Source organism: Thiovibrio sp. JS02, assembly GCF_053485635.1.
The window spans coordinates 2,297,046-2,319,313 of record NZ_CM130715.1 but is presented as its reverse complement, the minus strand read 5'-3'; the positions used below and the strand labels follow the sequence as shown (position 1 = coordinate 2,319,313).

Genomic DNA, 22,268 nt, shown 5'->3' with positions numbered 1-22,268 from the left:
ATGGGGTAATCCTGTAAATGGCACAGCAGACGCAGAAGAAAAAATTCACCATCCGTTTTGAACTGGGGCTCTTCGGCCTTTTCAGTCTGGTTGTCGTCTGTTTCTGTCTTTTTTTCTGGATGTTCCTCCTTGGCCTCTGGGCCGGGCAGACGGTGTTTTCCCCGGCCGCCGGCGGCAAAGCCCCCTTCGCCCAAGTCATCTCTCCGTTTCAGGACAACAAGGGCGCGGTTGCAATCCCCTCTTCCGCGGAGGCGGAAAAGGACGTGGTGGATGAACCTCTGCCGGCAACGGTCGAGGCTGAATCGAGCGAGCCTTCTTTCTTTGCCCTGCAGGTCGCCGCCTTTCGTGAGGCCGAACGGGCGAAAAGCGATGTGGAGCAATGGCGGGCACGCGGGTATGATGCTTTTGCGGTCCCGCCCGAAGACGCGGATGACCCTTTCAGTCGGGTCTATGTGGGAAAGTTCGACAAACTTGCCGATGCCAACCAGCTTGCCGCCCGCCTGGAAAAAGAGGAGGACGTGAAGACCTATATCGCGCTGCTGCCCGCCTCAAGGCTGCGGAGTCCCTGATGAATTCTTAATTTGTTTTTTCTTTTTGAGTGGTTATGGTAGAACAGTGTTTCATGGCGTCCGGCTCCTCTTTGGCCGGTTTCGCCGTGCGCCAGCAGGAGGGAGAGAGCGTTTATGATCCGTGATGCCCGCATGAGCGATGTGAAGGTGATGTATGCTCTCTTGCAGCATTTTGCCAACAAGGGGTTGCTCCTGGGCCGTTCGCTCAGCTCTCTCTACGACCAGCTCCGTGACTTCAAGGTTTTTGTCCGTGACGGCGAGGATGGCGAGATCCTCGGCATCTGCGCCCTGCACGTCTGCTGGGAGAATTTGGCCGAGATCCGCTCCCTGGCCGTGGCCGAAGAGCATCAGGGCAAGGGGATCGGCAGGCGTCTGGTGGAGGCCTGTCTGACCGAGGCGGATCATTTCGGAATCAACCGGGTGTTTACCCTCACCTATCAGCCGGAGTTCTTCAAGCGTCTCACCTTCCGCCACATTGACAAAAACGAGCTTCCCCACAAGGTGTGGAGCGATTGCATCAATTGCCCCAAATTCCCCGACTGCAACGAGGAAGCCCTGATCTGGGAAAAATGAAGGGCCTGCCAAAGGAGCAAAGGTTGACGGCCTCGCGGCAAAGGGCGAAGTCGGTCACAGGTCCTCAACGATAGGTAATGGTCCGCGACATTAAGCAACGGCCTGGCAGACACCGCCGTTGTAATGGCGATTTCGAGAAATGGAGCAGGGGCTGATTATTTCTTCCTCCTGCGTTGACCTCTTGGGGTAAGTGTATGTTCGGTACTGTATTGAAGAAGGTTTTCGGCAGCAAGAACGAGCGGGTGCTCAAAAGCATCCAGCCGCTGGTGGCGCGCATCAACCAGTTCGAGCCCGAGGTCGCCAGGCTCGACGACGCCGGGCTTGCCGCCATGACCGTCACGTTCCGCGAGCGTCTTGCCAAGGGGGAAACCCTGGACAGCCTCCTGCCCGAGGCCTTTGCCGTCTGCCGGGAGGCGGCGAAACGGGTTTTGGGCATGCGTCACTTCGACGTGCAGCTGATCGGCGGCGTGGTTCTTCACCAGGGCAAGATCTCCGAGATGAAAACCGGCGAGGGCAAGACCCTGGTCGCCACCCTGCCCGTTTATCTGAATGCCCTGCCCGGCAAGGGCGTACACGTGGTCACGGTGAACGACTACCTGGCCCGGCGCGACGCCGAATGGATGGGCGAGGTCTACCGTTTCCTGGGCCTTACCGTCGGCTCCATCCTGCACGAGATGGATGACGCGGCCCGCAGGGCCGCCTATGCCTGCGATGTGACCTATGGCACCAATAACGAGTTCGGCTTCGACTACCTGCGCGACAACATGAAGTTCGATGTCGGCGATTTTTGCCAGCGCGAGTTCAATTATGCCATCGTCGACGAGGTGGACTCCATCCTCATCGACGAGGCGCGGACCCCCCTGATCATCTCCGGACCCGCGGAGATGTCCACCGAGCTCTATGTCAAGGTGAACCGGATTTTCCCCAAGTTCAAAAAGGACGAACACTACACCGTGGATGAAAAGGCCCGCTCGGTCTCGCTCACCGAGGAGGGCGTGGCCCTGGGCGAGAAGCTGCTCAACGTCGACAACCTTTACGACCCGCGCAACATCGAATGGCTGCATCACTTGAACCAGGCGCTCAAGGCCAATATCCTCTTCAGTCGCGACGTGGATTATCTGGTGCAGGACGGCCAGGTGGTCATCGTCGACGAATTCACCGGCCGGGCCATGCCGGGGAGGCGCTTCAGCGACGGCCTGCATCAGGCACTGGAAGCCAAGGAGGGGGTCAAGGTCGAGCGCGAGAATCAGACCCTTGCCTCCATCACCTTTCAGAACTATTTCCGCATGTACGCCAAGCTTGGCGGCATGACCGGCACTGCGGACACCGAGGCCGCCGAGTTCAAGAAGATCTACAATCTCGACGTGGTGGTGATCCCCACCCACAACACCATGGTCCGCATGGATTATGCCGATGTGATCTACAAGAACGCCAAGGCCAAGGAGCGCGCCATCATCCGCGAGATCAAGGAGCTGCACAAAAAAGGCCAGCCGGTGCTGGTGGGCACCATCAGCATCGATGTTTCGGAGAAGATTTCCGCCCTGCTCAAGAAGGAGGGGGTGCCCCACGCGGTGCTCAATGCCAAGCAGCATGCCAGGGAGGCCGAGATCGTGGCGGAGGCGGGACACGCGGGCAAGGTGACCATCGCCACCAACATGGCCGGCCGCGGCACCGATATCAAGCTGGGCGAAGGCGTTGCCGAACTGGGCGGCCTGCACATCCTCGGCACCAGCCGGCATGAAAGCCGCCGCATCGACAACCAGCTGCGCGGCCGCGCCGGCCGCCAGGGCGATCCCGGATCCTCCCGTTTTTATCTTTCCCTGGAGGACGATCTGCTGCGCATCTTCGGTTCGGACCGGATTTCCGGCCTCATGGATAAACTGGGCATGGAGGAGGATGAGCCCATCGAGCACACCATGATCAGCAGGGCCATCGAAAACGCCCAGCGCAAGGTGGAGGGCCATAATTTCGATATCCGCAAGCACCTGCTCGAATACGACGACGTGATGAACAAGCAGCGCGAGGTCATCTACCGGCAGCGCCGCGAGGTGCTGGCCAGCGAGGACGTGCACGAGGTCATCGCCGACATGCTTCCGGACCTGGCCGCCATGATCGCCGGTGAGTTCATCGAGGACAGGATCCCCTCGGAAGATTGGGACTGGCCGGGGCTTGGCGAGCGGATGCAATCCCTGCTCGGCTTCAGTCCGAACTGGAGCGAGGACCAACGCCACGAGCTTACCCCGGAAAGCTTCACCGACCTGATCATGGCGGCCCTGGAAAGCCGTTATGCCCGGCGGGAGGAGGAGATCGGCGCGCAGAACATGCGGCATCTGGAGCGGGTGGTGCTTCTGCAGATCGTGGACAGCCACTGGAAGGAACATCTGCTCAACATGGATCACCTGAAGGAGGGCATCGGCCTCAGGGGCTATGGGCAGAAGAATCCCCTTGATGAGTATAAAAAGGAAGGATTCAATATGTTCATGGAGATGATCGGAGCGGTGAAGATGCAGACCATCAGCACCCTGTTCCGGCTGCAGCTTGTCCGCGAGGACGAGGTGGCCGCGCTCGAACGCGAGCAGCGCGCCCAGCGGCAGCCCATGCAGATGCGCCATGGCGGCGGAGATGAGGATGCGGATGCCACCGTGAGCCGCGACGGCGATAAGATCGGCCGCAACGCCCCCTGCCCCTGCGGCAGCGGCCTGAAGTACAAACGCTGCTGCGGCGTCGGCAAGGCGTAGCCGGAAGGGAGGCGGGGAGGGGTTCCCCCTTGCCCATTGAATACGGGTGAAACGATGAGCGAGACGCAATTTCAGGTAAAGGGTTTTAAGGCAGCCGCGGTCAGATCGGGCATCCGCGGCAAGGATCGACTCGATCTTGCCCTCATTGTCAGTGACAAACCGGCTTCCGTGGCCGGGGTTTTCACCAGCAGCCTGGTGAAGGCGGCCCCGGTCCTGCTCGATATGGCGCGGCTTAAGAGCGGCAAGGCCCAGGCCATTCTGGTCAATTCCGGCATCGCCAACGCCTGCACCGGCGAAGAGGGCATGCGCCTGGCCAGGTTGACCACGGCCATGGCCGCCGATGCCCTGAATATTTCCGAAGAGCTGGTGCAGGTCTGCTCCACCGGCATCATCGGCCAGCAGCTGGAGCTGGCCTGCTTTCAGCGCGGCATCCCCATGGCCGCCCGCGGTTTAAACGCGGCCGGGCTTGACGAGGTGGCGCAGGCGATCATGACCACCGACACGGTGAAGAAGACCGCGACCCGCACCGCCCTCATCGACGGCAAGCCGGTGAAGCTGGTCGGCATGGCCAAGGGCGCCGGCATGATCATGCCCAACATGGCAACCATGCTGGGTTTCATCCTCACCGACGCCAAGATTTCCCACGAACTGTTGCAGCGGCTGCTGAAAAAGAGCGTAGCCGCCACTTTCAATGCCATCACCGTGGACGGCGACACCAGCACCAATGATACGGTGCTGCTGCTGGCCAACGGCGCGGCCGAGCACCCGCCCATTGTCGACGAGCGGCCCGAGGCGGTGGCCTCCTTTGCCGAGGCGCTCACCGACCTCTGCCGGGAGCTGGCCTTCATGATCGTCCGGGACGGCGAAGGCGCCACCAAGCTGGTGACCGTGCGGGTGCTGGGCGCGCGAAGCGAGGCGGAAGCGGAGCAGGCCGCCCGCACCGTGGCCAATTCCAATCTGGTCAAGACCGCATTTTTCGGCGAGGATGCCAACTGGGGCAGAATCATCGCCGCCCTGGGCCGCTCCGGCGCCATCTTTGAGCAGAGCAGGGTGGATATAGCCTTTGACGAGGTTTTCATGGTGCGGGCCGGCCTCGGCCAGGGGGCGGAGGTGGAAAGAAAGGCCACGGCCGTGCTCAAGAAGCGCGAGTTCACCGTGAGCATTGATCTCCATGCCGGTGGGGCGGTAAAAGAGATTTACACCTGCGATTTTTCCCTCGATTATGTGAAGATCAACGCCGATTACCGTTCTTAGGGCAAGATAAAGCCATCCCGCGCAAAAGGCGGGATGGCTCTGGGCAACAGCCAGGGGGTGGCATGCGGAAAGCGCTTTTTCTCTTCCTCTTGGGCCTGGTGGTCGCCATCGGCCTGCTCCATCTTTTCACCCCCGGCCATCTCATTTTTTATCACAATACCTTCCGCCGGCTCAGCTACTTCCCCATCGTTCTGGGCGGGCTCTGGTTCGGCCTGCGCGGCGGCCTTTTTTTCTCAATCCTCTCCTCCATCGCCTTTATTCCCCATGTTCTCATGTATATGGGGCAAGGGCCGCAAGCCTACCTGAGCGAGCTGACCGAGATCATTCTCTACCTGGCCGCCGGCGCCCTGGTCGGCATGATTTCCGGTCGGCAGATGCGGCTCAGGGAAAAATACCAGCAGCTCTCGGAAAAGCTGCAAGCCTCCTACGGCCGGCTGCATCAGGAAACAGGCCAGCTCCTTGAGGCTGAGGCCCAGCTTGCCGCGGCCCAGAAATTTTCCGCCCTGGGGCGGATGTCCGCCTCCCTGGCCCATGAGATCAAAAATCCCCTGGCCTCCATCCGTGGGACCGCAGAGATCCTCCAGGATGAATTTCCGATGGGCCATCCGAAACGGGAATTTGTGGAGATCCTGCTCAAGGAGACGACGCGTCTGCGCGACACGGTGGAGGAAATCCTCCGTTACTCCCGGGGAGAGGGCCGGGAAAAGATCGGACCCCTTGAGCCGCTTTCCGGGGTCATCTCCCATGTCTGCGCCCTGCTTGAAAGGCAGCGGCAGAAAAAGGGGGTGACCCTCTCCCTGGCTGCTCTTGAGGAGGGGCATGATTTCCTGGTGGAGGGCGCCAGGATTTCCCAGGTTCTGCTCAATCTTCTTTTGAACGCCCTGGATGCCGTTGCCGGCCAGGGGCGGATCTGGATCATGGTGGAGCGGGGCGAGGCCGGCCGGAAAGTGGTGGTCTGCGACGATGGCCCCGGGGTGAGTAATTCCGAAAAGGAGAAGATTTTCGAACCTTTTTATTCAGGCAAGGAGGAAGGCACGGGTTTGGGGCTGCTTATCAGTCGAAAAATTGTGGAAAGTTACGGCGGCAGCCTGACCGTGGCCGATCACGAGGGCGGCGGCGCCTGTTTTGCCATGTATCTGCCGGAAAGGAATGGTTCCGCTTTAGAATGGACGACCTGAGGGAGGCCGACAATGACAGCACGGATACTCCTGATCGATGACGACGAAAGCCTGCGGCGGGTTACCGAATACAACCTGACGAGCGCAGGCTACAAAGTGCTTGGCGCAGCCTCCGGGCAGGAGGGGCTTGCGCTTTTCAAGAAGCATGCTCCTGATCTGGTGATCACCGACGTGCAGCTTGGGGATCTGAACGGCCTGGCGATTCTCGCTGCGGTAAAAAAGGAGTCGCCGGAAACCCCGGTCATGGTCATCACTGCTTACGGTTCCATCGAGATGGCGGTGCGGGCCATGCAGGAGGGGGCCTTTACCTTTCTGGCCAAGCCCTTTGACCGGGAGGCGCTGCGTCTTTCCTGTGCAAAGGCCCTGGAATTGAAGATGCTGCAGGAGCAGAAGGAGCAGCTGGCCGGGGAAATAAGCCGGCTCACCGGCACCGAGGGCATGGAAACGGCCAACTCCGCCATGGCCGAGCTGCTTGCCACGGCGGTGCGCGCCGCAAACAGTGAAGCCACCGTGCTGATCACCGGCGAATCCGGCACCGGCAAGGAGGTGCTGGCCAGGCTCATCCATCAGCACAGCCCCCGGCGGCAGGGTCCCATGGTGGCGGTCAACTGTGCGGCCATCCCGGAAAATCTGCTGGAGAGCGAACTGTTCGGCCATCGGAAGGGCGCTTTTACCGGAGCGGTGGCCAACCGCAAGGGACGTTTCCAGATGGCCGCCAAGGGAACCCTCTTCCTCGATGAGATCGGGGAGTTGCGCATGGATCTGCAGGCAAAACTGCTGCGCGCCATCCAGGAGAAGGTGGTGGAGCCGGTCGGCGCCGATTATACGGAGCCGGTGGATGCGAGGCTGGTGGCGGCCTCGAATCGCGATCTCCATGCCGCCATCGGCCAGGGGAGTTTCCGGGAGGATCTCTATTACCGACTGGGGGTCATCGTTCTCCATATTCCGCCCCTGCGCGAGCGGCGGGAGGATATCCCGGGCCTGGTCGTCCATTTTCTCAAGAAACTGAATGCTCCGGCCGGGGTGCGTTTTTCCGCCGAGGCACTGGCCAAGCTCACCGGCTATGCCTGGCCCGGCAATATCCGTGAGTTGCAGAACGTGGTGGAGCGTTCGATTATTCTCCGCAAGGGTCCGGTCATAGGGCCGGGGGAGATGCAGCTTGGTCAGGGGCAGGCCCCGGCGGCGCCGACCCCTGGTTTTATCCCGGAAATCCCGGCCGAGGGGATCTCTCTTGAAGGGGTTGAGGAGGAGTTGATCCGAAAGGCCCTGGCCAGGGCCGGGGGCAACCGTTCCGAGGCCGCCCGTCTCCTGAAGATTCCCCGCCATGTTCTCATCTATCGTCTGGAAAAGTTTCAGATCTGATTTTTCGTTCCGAATCCACGTTCCGAGGTAAAGAATATTCATCATCCGGATGGAGAATATTCTTTACATTCGTTCCCCCCGCTTCTGCTATTCAGCGGATGTTTCCGTAAAAACCTTGTTATGTTGAATGGTTATCGACCTATTCCCGTTTCCGGCATGCGACTTGCTTTACTTTTGGCAAGAGCGTGGGCGGCAACGTTGGGTTGTGGCGAAGAGCATCCAGGGAAGGCCATGAAGATTCCGGGCAGGCAGGGCATAATCCGCAGCATCGTCTGCGGGATCATTTTCTTCCTTGCCGGCGCGGGTGCCGCGACAGCGATGACGGCAAAACTGAACGTCCTTCTCGATGAGCAGTTTTGCAACGCCTGCCTTCCGTTTCTTCGTGATGAACTTGCCAAACAGGACGGCCTGGTGTCCATCAGCGCCGATCAGGTCCGGGGCCTGCTGCGGATTGAGTACCATCCGCCCCTGCGGGAAGAGGAGATTGTTCTGACCCTGCGGAGGCTCGGTTTTGCCGCGAAGGTCGTGCCGGCGGCCGGGTCCGCTATTTCGGAAGCGGCTGCTGCCTGCTTTGCCTGTGAAGTCAATGAGTGCGGGGCGACCGCCGCCGCGTGGAAAAAGTTGCTGGGAAAATTTTTCGGCAGCAGGGAGAAACCATGAGGAAACAAGGAGTATGACCATGAAGAGATTTGCACTGACAGTGCTCCTGGCCCTGGCGGCCATGAGCCTCCACGCCGGGGCTGGATTTGCCTTCTGGGGCGACCGCGCAACCAGCCTTGCGCCGGTCAACGGCAAGCTGTTTATCCCCCTTGCCTCGATAAGTGACGGCAGGGCGCACTACTTCAAGGTGGAGGCAGGCGACGGCCTCAAGGTGACCTTTTTCACCCTGATGAGCAATGACGGGGTGCTCCGGGCGGCCATCGACGCCTGTGATGTCTGTTTCCGCTCCGGCAAGGGCTATCTGCAGGATGGGGATTTCATGGTCTGCCAGAACTGCGGGATGCGTTTTGCCTCGGCCAGGATCAACGACGTCAAGGGCGGCTGTAATCCTGCCCCCCTCACCCGGGTGGTCGAGGGCGACAAGCTGGTGATCAGCATGGCCGATATCAACCGGAACAGCTGGTATTGCAGATTCAAACGCTGAGAGGCAGGGGAGGCAGCATGGGGTACGATCTTGAAAAATATCGGGAAAAGCGGGAGAGGGTGCTGGGGGTGCGGAAGCGGGGCATGGGATTCGGTGCCGTTGCCGCCATGGTCGCTCTGACTATCCTGGTCGGCCTTTCCGTTGTGGTCATCCCGAAATCCATCGCTTTTTTTACCTCCCGTCACCTTGAGGATGCCATTTTCAAGCTGGAGGGCGAGGGCGGCTGGCAGGATTCCCTGCTGGCCGAACTCAAAACCCAGGAAGGCATCCGCGGGGTCGAGAAGGACGCCAGGGGAACGAGGCTGGTCATTACTTATGACCATGCCGCCACCGGGGCGGCGAAATTTTCCGCCTTCTTCGCCCGGAAAGGGATAGCGGCGGTCCTCCTCAATCAGGTCAGCCACAGCCAGCGCCTGCACACCATGGAAAAAGAGGCGGAAGGCGGGATGGGGCAATAATGGAGGCGACGCCGGCGGAGGGCCGCCCGGCGAGCGGCTTGTCGGAATTTTTTCAGAGAACGGGGAAAACACGTGAAGCTCTCAACCATTTCCTGCAACAATCTCAGGCGGCGCAAGGGGAAGATGATCTTTCTGGTGCTGGGGCTCCTGATCGGCATCGCCACCATCGTCACCCTGCTTTCCATTACGGAAAGCATGAGCCGCGATATCGAAGACCGGCTGGACCGCTTTGGCGCCAACATTGTCATGGCGCCGAAAAGCGAGAACCTGAACCTGAGCTATGGCGGCATCACCGTGGGCGGGGTCAATTACGAGGTCAGGGAGTTCGCCGAGAAGGATCTCGTGAAGATCAGGGAAATAGAAAACCGTGAGAATCTGGGCGCGATCGCTCCCAAGGTTCTCGGCGCCATCCCCATCGCGGGCCGGCAGGTATTGCTGATGGGGGTGGATTATCAGGTCGAGTTTCTCCTGAAAACCTGGTGGCATCTCCAAGGCGCGCAACCGACCTCGGCCGGGGAAGTGGTCATCGGCTCCGAGGCCGCCGCCGCCCTTACCCTCAAGGCCGGGGATTCCCTCTCCTTGGGCGGCAAGAGCTTCCGGGTGGCGGCGTTGCTTGAGCCGACCGGCGCCGCGGAGGACGGTCTTATCATCGGTGATCTTCACGCGATCCAGGAGGTGCTGGGCAAGGAAGGGCGGGTTTCCCTGGTGGAGATTGCCGCCTTCTGCCGGGAATGCCCCATCAGCGAACTGGTCCTGCAGATTGCCGAGAAGTTTCCGGCCGCCAGGGTGACCGCCTTGAAGCAGGCCGTGCTCGCCAAGATGCAGTCGGTGGAGATGTTCAAGACCTTCAGCTACGGCATCGCCGCCCTGGTGATCTTCGTCGGCTCCCTGCTGGTTTTTGTCACCATGATGGGGGCGGTCAACGAACGTACGCGGGAAATCGGGATTTTCCGGGCCATCGGCTTCAGGCGGGGGCACGTGATGCAGATCATTCTGCTGGAAGCCATGGTGGTCGGATTGCTTGGCGGCATTCTGGGCTTTGTTTGCGGCAACCTCATTGCCTGGGCGGTGCTTCCCCTGGTGCTCCCCAATGGCGCCTTTGCCGGCGTCAACCCTGGCCTGGGCACCGTGGCGGTCCTGCTGTCCGTGTCGTTAAGCCTCCTGGCCAGTCTCTATCCGGCGCAAAAAGGGAGCAGGCTCGATCCCAGCGAGGCCCTGCGGGCACTATAGGAGAACGGCAATGAAGAACATGACGGAACGCGTGGGGCATCTCATCGAAATCAGGAACATCGGCAAGGAGTATCCGCTTGAGTCCGGCAGGGTAAGCGCCATCCGGCGGATGGATTTTTTCATCGACGACGGTGAGTTTGTCAGCATCATGGGGCAGTCCGGCTCGGGCAAGAGCACCCTGCTCTCCATCCTGGGCGGCCTGAACCACCCCAGCCGCGGCCAGGTGCTCATCGATTCCCTGGATATCTATGCCTTGAGCAGCGAACAGCGGGCCGATTTCCGCAGCGAGTACATCGGCATCATCTTTCAGTCCTTTCAGCTCATCCCCTACCTGACGGTGCTGGAGAACGTCAAGCTGCCCATGGCCATCACCGGTATTGCCTCGAAACAGCAGGAGGAAATGGCGCGTCAGGTTCTTGGTAAGGTCGGTCTTGCCGCCAAGACCGGCCGCCTGCCGGATCAGCTCTCCGGCGGCGAACAGGAACGGGTGGCCATTGCCAGGGCCATTGTCAACCGGCCACCGATCCTGCTGGCCGACGAGCCCACCGGCAATCTGGACAGCGAAACCGCCGGCGAGGTCATGCAGATCCTGCGGCAGCTCAACGCGGAGGGACTGACGGTGATCATGGTCACCCACAATCCGGAAACCTGTCGTTATTCCGGGCGGACGATTCTGGTTCGGGACGGGGTTTGCCTAACACAATGAATTGTTTTGGAAATTTTGTAAAAAAACAGGAGGAATTTTCTTTGACATGCTTTTGGGAAAAATTATAGGCTGTATTGAGACCTGAGCTCAGTCGATTTTTTCTGCCTGCAGGGTACCCGTTGGCGTTGTGACGTGTCACGACGCCGACTTTTTTCATGGAAACCAAACAGCGAGGAGGATTCCCATGGGGAGTGGAATGAGGAAGATCGGCATGATGTGTTGCGCTCTGTTGACGGCCGTCCTGTGTGCCACGGCGGCGCAGGCGGAAATCAAGATCGGCGTGCTTGCGAAACGGGGAGCGCCGCAGGCCATGACCGACTGGGGGCCCACCGGCGAATATCTCACCGGCAAACTGGGGGACAAGGTGACCATCGTTCCCTTGAAGTTCGAGGCCATCGACCCGGCGGTGAAGGGCGGCCAGGTCGACTTCGTTCTGGCGAACTCCGCCTTTTTCGTCAACCTGGAAGACAGGTACAAGGCCAGGGCCGTGGCCACCATGATCAACTCCCGCGAAGGCAAGGCCCTGGATAAGTTCGGCGGCGTCATCTTCGCCAAGGCCGGCAGCCCCATCAACACCCTGGCCGACATCAAGGGCAAAAAATTCATGATCGTGCAGAAAACCTCCTTCGGCGGCGCCCACATGGCCTGGAAGGTTTTTGTGGACAACGGCATCGACCCTGAAAAGGATTTCGCCGCCTTTGTCGAGGGCGGCAAGCATGACAACGTGGTGCTGGCCGTGTTGAATGGCGCCATGGACGCGGGCACCGTCCGTTCCGACACCCTGGAGCGCATGGAGGCGGAGGGCAAGATCAAGATGGGCGATTTCAAGATCATCAATCAGGTCAAGGATGACTTTCCCTTTGTGCACAGCACGCCGCTCTATCCCGAATGGCCCATGGCCGCGGTGGCCCACGTGAAGCCCGAGCTGGCCGCCAAGGTGGGCGAGGCGCTCAAGGCGATGCCCGCCGACTCCCCGGCCGCCAAGGCCGCCAAGGTGGTCGGCTGGGCCAGTCCGGCGGACTACGCAATCGTCCGCGATCTTCTGAAAAAGATCAATGTGGGCGCCGGAGACTGATTGTGCCGGTGGTTATGAAAATCTTTTAACGCAAAGACGCAACAGCGAGGTTGATCTGAAACATTATCTACGTTCTGTTGCGTCCTTGCGTCGTATTTTGCGATTTTTCAACTCTATTTTGTAAAGGAACCGTGAAAGAATGGCAGATGCAAGAAAGAGAGGCATTGCCGCCAAGTTCATTCTGGTGGTATCCATCCTGGCCCAGGTTTTAATGGCCGTCCTCATCGCTATCGTCATCTATACCTCATACACTTCCCAGGCAAAGCAGGCGCAGAGTTTTGTCGGCCGTCTGCAATTTGAGCAGGAGCAGCAGAAACAACATCTCGCCGCCGAGTTGCGGAAGAAGGGCGATTCCGTCGCGTCCCTGCTGGCCCAGACCGGTTCGGCCCTGATTCTGGGCTATGACTTTGATTCTCTTCTCAACTTGGCCAACAACACCATAAAAGATGAAGATATTGTTTCCGTGATTTTTTTCGGAAAAGAGAATAATGCCCTTGCCCAGGCAAAAGGTGGCGAGGCCGCCAAGGAGGTGTTGCGCAAATCCATAACCTTTCAAGGTGAGACCATTGGTCTTGTCGAGGTCGGTTTGAGCTTTGCCGCGGTGGATAAAAGCATTGCCGAGGTTTCGAGCCGGATTGACGAGCAGGTCAAAACCACGAACGCGGAACTTGTTTCCGCCTCATGGCGGCTCGGGATCGTGGTTCTGGTTGTGGCCGGCATTATAGTTATTACCCTCTGCAGCGTCATTTATGCCTGTCTCTCCCATTTCGTCATCAAGCCGGTGGGCAAGGTCATTGCCGGCCTGGATGATTGCGCGGCCCAGGTGACCTCCGCTTCGGGCCAGCTTTCCGGCGCCGCGCACAGCCTGGCCGAAGGCGCCTCCGAGGAGGCGGCCTCCCTGGAGGAGACCTCGGCCTCCCTGGAGGAGGTTTCGACCATGGCCCGACGCAATGCCGACAACGCCTCCGAGTGCAACTCCCTCATGCGGGAGGTGAACGCGGTGGTCGACAAGGCCAATCAATCCATGGCTGCCCAGACCGCCGCCATGGCCGAGATCTCCAGGGCCAGCGAACAGACCTCGAAAATCATCAAGACCATTGACGAGATTGCGTTCCAGACCAACCTGCTCGCCTTGAATGCGGCGGTGGAAGCGGCCCGGGCCGGAGAGGCCGGCGCCGGGTTTGCCGTGGTGGCGGATGAGGTGCGCAATCTGGCCATGCGGGCGGCCGAGGCGGCCAAGAATACCGCCACCCTCATTGAGGGAACGGTGGTCAAGGTGAAGGAGGGCGAATCCCTGGTGCTGCGGACCAACGAGGATTTTGCCGAGGTGGCAGGGTTGGCCACCAAGGTCGGCAGCCTGGTCGGCGAGATTGCCGTGGCCTCCAATGAGCAGACCCAGGGCTTGGATCAGGTGAACACGGCCATGACCGAAATCGACCGGGTCACCCAGCAAACCGCGGCCAGCTCCGAAGAGGCGGCCAGCGCCTCCGAACAGTTGAGCGCCCAGGCCGAGTACATGAAGCATTATGTGGAAGATCTGGTCGTGCTGGTGAGCGGTGGGGGTAAATCCAGGGCAAGTCGGGCAAAAGCGCAGGGCCAGCGGCCTGTCCCCGCCCCGACCAGAAAAGCCGGCCCCCCCGCCCTTACTGCGCCGCCGAAAAAAGAAGGAACGACGAAGGCTGTCCCCAAGGCGCTACCTTCCGGCAAAGCAGGGAAGGGGACGGCCGCTGAGGTGATCCCCTTTGATGAGGAGGAGTTCGAGGATTTTTAACAGCCCTCGCGACACGGGCTGTAACCGATAAAAAAAGGCCGGGGCGGGAGTCTCCGGCCTTTTTTTATCGGTTGTATTTTTCCTCGCAGGAGAGCAGGATTTCCTTCTGGGCATCGGCGAGAACCTGCCTGGCTTCGGCCACGTCCCGGCTGATCTGGGCGGCGAGTTCGGCGGGGCCGGAAAACTTTTTTTCACCGCGCAGGAAGCGGAGCAGGTTGATCTTGATGGGTTTGCCGTAGATATCCTGGTTGAAGTCAAAGATATGGGTCTCGGCGGAAAGCTTTTTTCCCTCAAAGGTGGGGTTGTAGCCGATGTTGAGCACCCCGCCATAGCATTTGCCGTCATAGACCACCTGGGTCACATAGACACCCAGGTGCGGGCAGAGATCCTCATCGGAGATGGCGAGGTTGGCCGTGGGGAAGCCCAGGAGCGGGCCGCCACGCTGCTTGCCCATCCTGACCTCCCCCCGAATCTGGTAGTGGCGGCCCAGCAACTTCCGCACGTCCCGCATCCGTCCCTGGGTGACAAGCTGCCGGATCTTGGTGCTGCTGGCCAGCATCTCGTCCACGTAAAAGGGCTCCACCACCGTGACGTTGAAGCCTTTCTGGAGGCCCTGCGCCTGCAGAAACGGGATATCGCCCTGGCGGCTTTTGCCGAAGGCGTAATCATAGCCAACCACCAGCTCCCTTACGCCGATGGTCTTGCGCAGGACGTCGTCCACAAAGGTTTCCGCCGGGGTGGCGGAAAACTCCCTGGTAAAGGGGATGATCACCAGCTTGTCGATGTTGGCCAGCGCGATCAGTTCTTTTTTCTGTTCGGCGGTGGAGATGAGCTTCAGGCCGATTTCAGGACGGACCACCTTGAGCGGATGCGGATCAAAGGTGATGGCAACGCTGGTACCCTTGTTCTGGTAAGCCTTGCTCACCACCTCGGAAAAGAGGATCTGGTGGCCCAGGTGGACGCCGTCGAAGTTGCCGATGGTGACAGCGGCATTGCGGAAAGGTTCTTTAATGTCGCTGAGATTTGTGTAGATATCCATAATGGGCAGGGGCTCCGTTTTTTGGGTGCCCATACAATAGGCGACAACCCCGAAAAGGTCAATACGCCGTGCGCGGAGAATTTCCCCGCAGGAGCCTTTGCCGGCCGCACCGTCCATGGCCGACCCAACTCTTCGGCATCGGTCCGTGGACAAACTTCGCGGCCATTCCGCTCAGTTCTTTTTTTTTCTGAAAAGCGCTGTGAATTGTCTTGACAAACCACGGTGCAAAAAATTAATATCGCCTCTCACGAAGTGCCGAAGTGGCGGAATTGGTAGACGCGCTAGGTTCAGGGTCTAGTGGGGTTACCCCCGTGGAAGTTCGAGTCTTCTCTTCGGCACCATGCACATAATAAAGCCGTAACCTTTTTTGGGGTTACGGCTTTTTTATTGTGGCCGCCGCGGGCGTGGCGATTTTTCCCCTCAGGGGGATGGGTTCAGGATTTTTTTTTCGTAAGCTCGGGCCAGACGATTTCGATTTTCGCCTCTTTCCGCAGTTCCTGCTCCCATTCCTGCAGCCTTCTGTCCTGGGCAGGCACCCGGAGGGAATTCTCAATATTGCCCCGCACCTCTTCCAGGGTCATCTGGCGTTCCGGGGAATATTCCTTCATCTTGATGATGTGGAGGGTCTTGGCGGTCCTGATGATTCCGGAAAGGTCGCCCTTTCTCATCTTTTTCGCCGCCTGGTAGAGTTCTTTGTCCCTGTCCTTGTCGATATCGTAGGATCTGACAATGAAGGTGCCGTCCAGGGAAAGCTTCCAGGGGTTTTGTTCTTTCTCCTCCCTGATCTTCTTCAGCACCTCGGTCGCGGTTTTCTGGGAAGCCTCGTCGCTCTCCTGCTGCAGGAAGAGCACATCGATGACCCGCATCTTTTCCGGGGTCACATATCTGGCCTTTTCCTTTTCATACTCCTTTTTTACGGTTTCTTCCGGAATGCTCACCTTGTTGTATACCTCACGGGCATAGGCAAGTTCAAGGGTAAGACTTCTCGTGATCTGGGCCTTCAGGTCCGCCTCCGTGACCTGTTCCTTGGCGAGAAAGTTTTTGTATTCCTCCTCGCCGCCAAGATTTTTCTTGAGGTTCTCCAGGGCGGCGATCACGTTTTTCTCGTCGGCCGCCAAGCCGTCCTTCTGCGCCTTCTGGAAAGCCAGATTGAGCAGGATCAACCGATCCAGAGCCTGTTGCTTGACAGCCTCCTGGTCCGCGGCGTCTTTGTCCTTGGCGCTGATCCGGTTCATCATCTTTACCAGGGAATCCATGGTGATTTCCGCGCCGTTGACCTTTGCCACCACTATCTTCTTCGCTGATTCCCGCTGGCTGTTTTTCTCGGTTTTTACTTCGCCCGCCCCAGGGCTTTCCTGGGCCAGGGCATTACCAACGGACAGGGCCATGCCGCTGTTGGCAATGGTCAGACAGAGGAGCGCGGCCGATGCGTAGACAAGCCGTTTGGTTTTTCCCAGTGGTGAAGCTGATGTTTTGCGAGCCATTCTTTTCCTCTCCTTATGTGGATTATGCATGCGTGCTGCATTGGGTACAACGACAGCGCATTACCGGGCACGGCGAGGCATGATTCCGCCTCCGTGAAGATGACAGCAAATTCCATACCATGATGAATTCTTTGATTTTACAGGGAATGAAAAAGCAGCCCCGCTTGGATCTGGTGAAATCCCCAGGGTATTTTTGGGTATTTGACCAACCGTCCTATTGGCAAATATAGATAATTATTATCAAAAAAAGTGGGGGCTCATTATACGTCTCGTAAAGGTGGCAAAATATGCCCGTTTTTTTCGGCAGGCACGCAATTTGCTCCATCACCCTGCGTCTTCGTCTCAACATCTTTCCGCCCTGAGGTGGGAATACAAGGATAAGGGGGTGAAATAACAGATAATAATGAGTGTTAACCGTTAAGGAAATGACCTGATTTTAGGCAATGATGAGGAGTGAGAGATTGTTTGTTCTCAGAGGAATGACAAGGATTGAAATCTCATAAGGAGGTATCATGAAAGCTCCACGTTTTCGAAAAATAATGGCGGGGGTTTCTGCCATGGCGCTCTTGGGCGGACTGGCAACAGTCGCCGGGGCCCATCAGAATGTTCCGCTTTTAAATGCGGCAGGGCAACCTGTCGCATCTAACGAGCCATACAGTCCCAAAGCCACCTGCGGTGGCTGTCACAACTACGGATCCGAACCAACTTCGATAACCCACACCCAGGGTGTCATTGATTCCACCAACAGCGTCTACTGGCAGAGTTACGACGTGTCGTTCTTTGACCATGGCGTTTCCAAGGGCAGGCATTCGAACCAGGGCCGGAACGAAGCCTACTCCACCCAGATGCGAACAGCCTTCGGCGACCCGTTCTTCACCAGCTCGCCGGGCATGTTCGGCAAGTACTGACCGCCTTCCAACCGCCAGTTGGCGGCTAAGAATATCGACCCCTTGGGGGATGGCGTACAGTGGCAGTCCGTTGAAAGCGGTACGCAGGACTGGGTAACCTACTGCGGCGTCTGCCATGTCGGCGGCGGCCAGATGGAATATGACCGGAACATGAACGATTACGGCACCAGTTCTCCATCCGGCGACCAGTACACCTACGAGTATCCCAGCCTGCAATTCCCCAACGGCAGGCTCACCACCATCGATCAGGCCGGCGGCCTGTCCGCCACCAACAAGGCGGAACTCGATTGTCTGCTCTGCCACATCAAGACCACCGATCCGGCCGGCACCGGCAATGGCCGTGCCTGGTTGCAATCCATGGGCTGCGACAGCAACAACCCCATGGGGCCGCTCAATGACCCGACCTGCAGCGGCACCAGCGCCTATCCGGGCGTCCCTGCCGCCGGCACGTTCACGCCGGGCACCAGTTACGACATGTACAACAGAAACCTTGCCTTAAAGACCAAGTCTTACAGTTACGCGGCCTCTCTTGGCCTCGGCGCCGTTGTTTCCGGCTGGAATGCCGACGGCACCATCGCCTCGATCAGCGGTGTTCCCTCGGCCATTCCCGGCAGCAATATCGCTCCGGTTCCCGAGAGCGCCAACTGTTCGGTGTGCCATGCCCGTGATGACAGCACCGCCGGACTTCCCGGCATGATGCAGATGAAGTTCGGTTACGGCAACTTTGCCCTGGTCAGCCCGCCGGGGACGGCCCTCGATACCGATAAGGACGCCAGCGATCCCGACAGATCCAACGATCTGCTCTGGTTCGAGCTTGGCTGCAAAACCGGTATGGGCAAACGGGCGCACAAGATCGGCCAGGGGCCCAACGCCAACTGGGGCATGAGCATGTTCAACGCCATGTTCGGCCTTGGCAAACAGCCTGGTGACCCGGTTGTGACCGAAACAATCGCGGCCCAGAATCAGCCCTTTGCCAGCATGGGCATGACCGTGAACGTCAAGGAGAGGATGCCGGACGCCGACGTGCACGACATCAATCCCGATACGCATCAGCCCACCGGCATGAGCTGCGGCACCTGCCATTACACCCTGGGCTCCGAGAACAAGTATTCGGGCGGCACCCGCAACCCGGCCTATGACGTGACCGACGACCAGACCGATGCCAACAGCCGCGTGTTCGCGGCCGGAGACCATCACGGCGTTCCCTATCCCGAGGAGACTGTCCGGGCCATTGACCATCAGTTCGCCCAGGCCGATTCCTATCCGGATACCAAATCCAAAAACAACCTTGACGGCACCGTTTCCTGCGAGAGCTGTCATACAACCAGGGACAACCCGAGACTCACCGACAACGGCGGGACTCTCGTTTCCCCGACCCCCACCCATCAGGGATTTCCGGCGGTGCATCTTGAGAAGATCGCCTGCGCGACCTGCCATATCCCCGAGGTTTATGCAGCGCCCGGTCGTCTGAAATACCGCGACTGGACCGCAGGTCAGTATAAGGGCGGCTTCCGGAACATGCTGGACTGGAACTTCGACCTGATCACCGGTTCCCACAAGACGGTGCCGGTACTGCACCAGTGGCTGACCAAGGAAGGCGAGCAGAAGATCTACCCCGTGCTTCCGTCCGTCATGCCGATCTGGGTTAAAGGCTCCACCAACTCCGGCCTGGACACCGGCAGCGAGATCGCCGGCGGCGCTTACCAGACCACCAATCCGCTTGTTGCCCCGGTCAAGGCCAGAAACAGCATGTATGCCGCCATGGCCGTGAAAGCGCAGCATCCGGAGTTCGATATCCGCCTGAACGGCGGCAACATGGTTCCGCTCTTCGACGGCTTCAGCCTCTCCGATTCCTGGGAGGTCGACACCAAAGCGGAGATCGACGCCTTCACCTCAACCAGCCTCATTGTTGACGGCAGCCAGTATGCCAACAAGATGAAGCTGTTCCAGACCAACTTCGACGTGACCCACGGCGTTGCCCCGGCCGAGTGGGCGCTTGGTGGTGAAAAGCGCGGCGGTTGCCTGAGCTGTCACTCCAGCATCGATCCCTACACCAGGAACGCGATGGGTATGCCCACCGGTGAGAACCCGAACTACTCTCCGTATTCCGTAGGTTTCTTTGAAGGGTATCAGCAGCCCCTGGAAGGCGCGGCCTTTGGTATCGGGCAGTACGACATGATCAAGAACTGGTTCGCCCTGTTTGCCGATTTCGACTGCACCATGATGTGCGGCGGCGGCCAGCAGCCGGATTCCACCTACTTTGATCAGGCCGGAAACCCGATTTCCGACGCTGCCTGCGGCGACCCCATGGGCATGGGCTGGACCACGCTCGGCGACTGTGTGGACTTCATGTCCAACACCTTCGACAAGGCCATGGGTTTCCCGGACGGCACTGCGAAGATGATGGGCATGTATGACGGTATCGCGGGTCTCCAGGGCTTCACCGTCCGGGAAACCCTTTCCGGCCTGACCAATGGCTGCAACCCCTTTGCCGGCCCGGCCAGCATGAGCCCGTTCCCCGGCTACAGCGTCAACAACTGCATGCCGAGCAACAATCCCATGTTCAACATGGGCAGTTGCGAGGGTGCGGACCCGATGAACGGCATGCCCGGCCAGTGCGATTCCATGAGTTTCCGCGCCGGCGGTGCCTGCATGGCTGATACCGATTGTAACGGTGTAGCCTTCAGCGCCGAGGAATATGCCGCCAACCCCAACGGTCTGCTCTACCAGAGGAGCGAGGCCCGTTCACACTTCAAGATCGCTCTGCAGCAGTCCGGTTCCGGCACTGCCGCCAAGGTGACCTGGCCGATCAGTGTCGAGAAGAATCCCGGCAATCCCAACCATGTGAATTCCTGGGATCAGGCACAGACCAGCTGCAAGGATATGTACGGCATGCCGGCCCCCTGCGGGGACGGGATGTTCATCAACACCACGGTTCATGCCAATCAGCTTCTTGGCTATGATTCCGCCATGCTTGCCTTCCTCATGGCCCCGAAAACCAGAGACAAGTTCGCCATCACCGCCTCTGCGGGCGCTGGCGGCAGCGTGGCTCCGGTCGGAACCGTCGATGTGAGCGCGGGCACGGACTACACCGTATACATCACCGCCGATGCCGGCTACCAGATCGCTGATGTCCTGGTGGACGGCGTTTCCGTCGGCGCGGTGGGCTCGTATAAGTTCGAGTATGTCACGGCCTCCCACACCCTCGCCGCTTCCTTTGTGGCGAACCCCAGCTACACCATCTCCGCCTCTGCCGGTGCCAACGGCACCATCAGCCCGGTCGGCGATACCGTGGCCCTGGGCGGGACCGACGTGACCTACACCATCACCCCGGATGCGGGTTACAAACTGGCAAGCCTGACCGTTGACGGCCAGCCGCAGACCCTGTGGAACAGCTACACCTTCCACAATGTCTCCGGCAACCACACCATCAACGCCACCTTTGAGCAGGATGTGACCTACGTCATCACCGCCACCGCCTATGCCGGCGGCACCATCAGCCCGGCCGGCTCGGTGGCGGTGAGCAAGGGCAGCGATCAGACCTTCACGATTACCCCGAATGCAGGGTATAAAGTGGGTCGGGTGGTTGTTGACGGCAAGTACAAAGGTGCAATCACCAGCTACACCTTTACCAACGTCATCAGCAACGGCCATACCATCAAGGTCTGGTTCTATGTTCAGTAAGTAACCGCTGAACTGTTCCGGTTTTCAAGTGAAGGGGCTGGTCCTTGCGGGCCAGCCCCTTTTTTCATGCCTGCCCTTTCCAAATCACTTTTTGTACTTACTTTCTCTGTTCATGCTTTCTGGGCGTCTGCGCGAGGCAGGCCAAGGCATCCGGCCTTGCCATTCTTTTCTTTCCAACCCTATCCGGACGAGCAATGGTTCCTGAAGAGCAGCAGATGACCGCGGTGGTGACAACCACCGCCGAGGAAGAGATGGTCCATCTTGCTTCCCTGGTTTTGTCCGCGGCCGGCATTCCCCATCAGGTGGAGGCAAGCGAGGCGGGATGGCTGCTGCTGGTGGCCGAGGAGATGCGGCCGCTGGCCGCGGCGGAGTTGGGGCTTTTTCTTGAGGAAAATCGTGACTGGCCCCCGGCCCGGCCCTTTGCGCCGGCCGAAGAGAAGGTCGTCGAACAGGCCCCCCCGGTCTTGCCCGTCATCGGTGCCCTGGTCGTTTTCCATTTCATCACCGGCGCCTGGAGTACGCACAACCGCTGGTTTGTCAACGGCGTTCTCGGTCGGGAGCAGGTCCTCGAAAACGGCGAGTGGTGGCGGCTCCTCACCGCCCTGACCCTGCACGCGGACAGCGTTCATCTTTTCGGCAATGCCGCGCTTGGCGGCGTGCTGGCCTACTTTCTCTGTCGGCATCTGGGCAGCGGCGTCGCCTGGTTCGCCGTGCTTTTTTCCGCGGTGGTCGCCAACCTCGTCAATGTGTTTCTGCACGACAATCTGTACAGTTCCGTCGGTTTTTCCACCGCGGTCTTCAGCATGGTCGGCATGTTGAGCGGCATGCGGCTGCGCCGGGTCGGCGATTGGCAGGAGCTGGTGCTGGCCCTTGGCAGCGCGGCGGCGCTTCTTGCCCTGCTGGGAAGTTCGGGTGAGCGCACCGATCTGGGCGCCCATTTCTGGGGGATCGGCGTGGGCTTTGCCGTCGGTCTTTTCCTCGTCGCCGCCGGACTGGCGAGGGGACGATCCCTGCGGCCAATCTGGCAATGGTTGCTCTTCCTCTCCTGCCTGCTCGGCGTCCTCGCCGCCTGGCTCCGCGCGCTTTCTCTCTGAA

Annotated in this window: 18 protein-coding genes and 1 tRNA gene; 17 read left to right on the top strand and 2 right to left on the bottom strand. The window is 59.5% G+C overall.

The genetic code is table 11. The annotated features are described in order from the left end of the window. The first annotated feature begins 17 nt into the window (after window positions 1–17). From ACUUL3_RS10590 to ACUUL3_RS10530, 13 genes are all read left to right on the top strand, one after another. On the top strand, window positions 18–569 hold the full coding sequence (locus tag ACUUL3_RS10590; protein ID WP_448551164.1) for an SPOR domain-containing protein: 552 nt from the start codon (window positions 18–20) through the stop codon (window positions 567–569). A 114-nt stretch (window positions 570–683) separates the two neighbouring features. Further along, on the top strand, window positions 684–1,142 hold the full coding sequence (locus ACUUL3_RS10585) for an N-acetyltransferase (protein WP_448551162.1): 459 nt from the start codon (window positions 684–686) through the stop codon (window positions 1,140–1,142). Window positions 1,143–1,336: 194 nt separating this feature from the next. Further along, on the top strand, window positions 1,337–3,880 hold the full coding sequence (gene secA / locus ACUUL3_RS10580) for a preprotein translocase subunit SecA (protein WP_448551161.1): 2,544 nt from the start codon (window positions 1,337–1,339) through the stop codon (window positions 3,878–3,880). Window positions 3,881–3,934: 54 nt separating this feature from the next. Continuing rightward, window positions 3,935–5,134: a bifunctional glutamate N-acetyltransferase/amino-acid acetyltransferase ArgJ gene (argJ, locus tag ACUUL3_RS10575; RefSeq protein WP_448551159.1), complete on the top strand. Its 1,200-nt coding sequence runs from the start codon at window positions 3,935–3,937 to the stop codon at window positions 5,132–5,134. Between the two features lie 62 nt (window positions 5,135–5,196). Continuing rightward, window positions 5,197–6,312: a sensor histidine kinase gene (locus tag ACUUL3_RS10570; RefSeq protein WP_448551157.1), complete on the top strand. Its 1,116-nt coding sequence runs from the start codon at window positions 5,197–5,199 to the stop codon at window positions 6,310–6,312. A 12-nt stretch (window positions 6,313–6,324) separates the two neighbouring features. Beyond that, window positions 6,325–7,674 (top strand): sigma-54-dependent transcriptional regulator, encoded by a 1,350-nt coding sequence (locus ACUUL3_RS10565; RefSeq protein WP_448551155.1) that lies wholly within the window; start codon window positions 6,325–6,327, stop codon window positions 7,672–7,674. A gap of 231 nt (window positions 7,675–7,905) precedes the next feature. Next, window positions 7,906–8,334, top strand: a complete 429-nt coding sequence (locus tag ACUUL3_RS10560) for a hypothetical protein (RefSeq protein WP_448551153.1) — start codon at window positions 7,906–7,908, stop codon at window positions 8,332–8,334. A gap of 19 nt (window positions 8,335–8,353) precedes the next feature. After that, window positions 8,354–8,818 carry a Fe-S-containing protein gene (locus ACUUL3_RS10555; RefSeq protein WP_448551151.1) on the top strand — a complete coding sequence of 155 codons (465 nt, stop codon included), beginning with the start codon at window positions 8,354–8,356 and terminating at the stop codon, window positions 8,816–8,818. 17 nt (window positions 8,819–8,835) lie between these two features. Then, window positions 8,836–9,276 carry a hypothetical protein gene (locus ACUUL3_RS10550; protein WP_448551149.1) on the top strand — a complete coding sequence of 147 codons (441 nt, stop codon included), beginning with the start codon at window positions 8,836–8,838 and terminating at the stop codon, window positions 9,274–9,276. Between the two features lie 72 nt (window positions 9,277–9,348). Then, window positions 9,349–10,506, top strand: a complete 1,158-nt coding sequence (locus tag ACUUL3_RS10545) for an ABC transporter permease (RefSeq protein ID WP_448551148.1) — start codon at window positions 9,349–9,351, stop codon at window positions 10,504–10,506. A gap of 10 nt (window positions 10,507–10,516) precedes the next feature. Next, complete coding sequence (locus tag ACUUL3_RS10540; RefSeq protein ID WP_448551146.1) at window positions 10,517–11,212, top strand: ABC transporter ATP-binding protein; 696 nt, start codon at window positions 10,517–10,519, stop codon at window positions 11,210–11,212. 184 nt (window positions 11,213–11,396) lie between these two features. Beyond that, complete coding sequence (locus ACUUL3_RS10535) at window positions 11,397–12,287, top strand: phosphate/phosphite/phosphonate ABC transporter substrate-binding protein (RefSeq protein ID WP_448551144.1); 891 nt, start codon at window positions 11,397–11,399, stop codon at window positions 12,285–12,287. Window positions 12,288–12,426: 139 nt separating this feature from the next. Then, the gene (locus ACUUL3_RS10530; RefSeq protein WP_448551142.1) at window positions 12,427–14,058 is read left to right on the top strand and encodes a methyl-accepting chemotaxis protein; all 1,632 of its coding nucleotides are present in this window, start codon (window positions 12,427–12,429) and stop codon (window positions 14,056–14,058) included. A gap of 64 nt (window positions 14,059–14,122) precedes the next feature. On the opposite strand, the gene ACUUL3_RS10525 is transcribed toward ACUUL3_RS10530, so the two are convergent. Further along, window positions 14,123–15,097, bottom strand: a complete 975-nt coding sequence (locus ACUUL3_RS10525) for a bifunctional riboflavin kinase/FAD synthetase (protein ID WP_448551140.1) — start codon at window positions 15,095–15,097, stop codon at window positions 14,123–14,125. Between the two features lie 254 nt (window positions 15,098–15,351). On the opposite strand from ACUUL3_RS10525, the gene ACUUL3_RS10520 reads away from it, so the two are divergent. Continuing rightward, a tRNA-Leu gene (locus ACUUL3_RS10520) sits at window positions 15,352–15,438 on the top strand. Between the two features lie 93 nt (window positions 15,439–15,531). On the opposite strand, the gene ACUUL3_RS10515 is transcribed toward ACUUL3_RS10520, so the two are convergent. After that, complete coding sequence (locus ACUUL3_RS10515) at window positions 15,532–16,581, bottom strand: peptidyl-prolyl cis-trans isomerase (RefSeq protein ID WP_448551138.1); 1,050 nt, start codon at window positions 16,579–16,581, stop codon at window positions 15,532–15,534. Between the two features lie 512 nt (window positions 16,582–17,093). Here ACUUL3_RS10515 and ACUUL3_RS10510 point away from each other — a divergent pair. From ACUUL3_RS10510 to ACUUL3_RS10500, 3 genes are all read left to right on the top strand, one after another. Then, on the top strand, window positions 17,094–17,489 hold the full coding sequence (locus ACUUL3_RS10510; RefSeq protein ID WP_448551137.1) for a hypothetical protein: 396 nt from the start codon (window positions 17,094–17,096) through the stop codon (window positions 17,487–17,489). 18 nt (window positions 17,490–17,507) lie between these two features. After that, window positions 17,508–21,173 carry an InlB B-repeat-containing protein gene (locus ACUUL3_RS10505; protein ID WP_448551135.1) on the top strand — a complete coding sequence of 1,222 codons (3,666 nt, stop codon included), beginning with the start codon at window positions 17,508–17,510 and terminating at the stop codon, window positions 21,171–21,173. A 194-nt stretch (window positions 21,174–21,367) separates the two neighbouring features. Next, entirely contained in the window at window positions 21,368–22,267 is a 900-nt protein-coding gene (locus ACUUL3_RS10500; protein ID WP_448551132.1) for a rhomboid family intramembrane serine protease, read from the top strand. Window position 22,268 lies beyond the last annotated feature (1 nt).